At 79.3% G+C, this 1,402-nt stretch carries 1 pseudogene; it reads right to left on the bottom strand.

Annotated features, from left to right (window positions below):
* Positions 1-1,402 (bottom strand): annotated as a pseudogene (locus tag BST12_RS34470) (PE family protein); the annotation flags it as partial.

Below are 1,402 nucleotides of genomic sequence, written 5' to 3'. Positions count from 1 at the left end.
CCCCACCGGCCGCGCCGCCCTGGCCCCCGTCGCCGCCCTTACCGCCCGCGGTGCCCGCACCGCCGGCCGCGCCGGGGGAGGTAGCACTGTCGCGGTCCAAGCCGACGCCCCCGGTTCCCCCGTCACCGCCGTGGCCGCCCTGACCGCCGTCGCCTGCGACACCCGCCGCTCCGGCGCCGTCCAGGCCCGCGGCTCCGCCGGCGCCGCCGGCGCCCCCGGTGCCGCCTGCGCCGCCGCTCAACGTGGCGGTGCCCGCCGCGCCATTACCCCCGGCCCCGCCGGTCCCGCCGGTGCCGCCGGCACCGGCGTGCCCGCCAATACCCGTCAATGCTCCGGCCCCGCCGGCGCCGCCGTGTCCGGCGCCGCCGCCGGCGCCTCCGGCACCGCCGTCACCGCCTTGCTCACCCGCGCCCGAGGCCGTCCAGCCGAGTCCACCCGAGCCGCCGGTGCCGCCGTCGCCGCCGGCGCCGCCGGCCCCGCCTTGACCTAGCATCGCCCGGCCACCGGCGCCGCCGTTGCCGCCGGTCCCACCGACCCCGCCGCCATCGCCTCCGGTGCCGCCGTTGCCGCTGCCGGTTGCCATACCGCCGGCGCCGCCGGCGCCGCCGTTACCGCCTGTGCCGGTGTATATCCCCTGCTCGACGCGACTTTGGTAGGCGTCCCCGCCGTCGCCGCCGCGGCCGCCGTCGCCGCCGTTGCTGGTGCCGCCGATTGCGCCACCGCCGATGCCTCCTGCGCCGCCGTTGCCGCCGTTGCCGTCCCAATTGTTGTTCTGGCCGTCGCCATTGGGGCCATTGATTTGGGCGGTGCCGCCGTTGCCGCCATTGCCGCCGTTGCCAGCTTTTCCGCCTCCGATGCTCGCGCCGCCCGGCCCGCCGATGCCCCCGTCACCGCCGGTACCGGCGAAGGTGACGGTGCCGGTGGTGAAGCCGCCGTTGCCGCCACCGCCGCCGTTGCCGGCGTTGCCGCCATCGAAGCCGTTGCCGCCGGCGCCGCCGTTGCCGCCGACGCCTCCGCGTTGGCCGTCGCCGCCGTTGCCGCCCTGGCCGCCGTTGCCAGCGGTGGTGCCGGCGGTGTTGCCGTCGCCACCGAGGCCGCCGAGGCCGCCGTTGCCGCCTGTGTTGGTGGTGTAGTTGCCTTTTCCGCCGGTGCCCCCGGCCCCGCCGTTGCCGCCGGTGCCGCCGGTTGCGGTTGCCGCGCCGCCTTGGCCGCCGTTACCGCCGGTGCCGCCCGTTGTTCCCCAGCCGCCGGTGCCCCCGGCGCCGCCATCGCCCCCGATGCCCGCGGAGCCGTTCGTGCCGCCGCTGCCGTCAGCGGCTTGACCGCCCGCGCCAGCGGCGCCGCCGGCGCCGCCGTCGCCGCCGGTACCGCCAGGATCGCCGGCACCCCCACCTGTACCGCC

Source organism: Mycobacterium angelicum (assembly GCF_002086155.1).
Taxonomy (GTDB): Bacteria; Actinomycetota; Actinomycetes; order Mycobacteriales; family Mycobacteriaceae; genus Mycobacterium; species Mycobacterium angelicum.
This window is presented reverse-complemented; position numbering and strand designations above follow the sequence as displayed.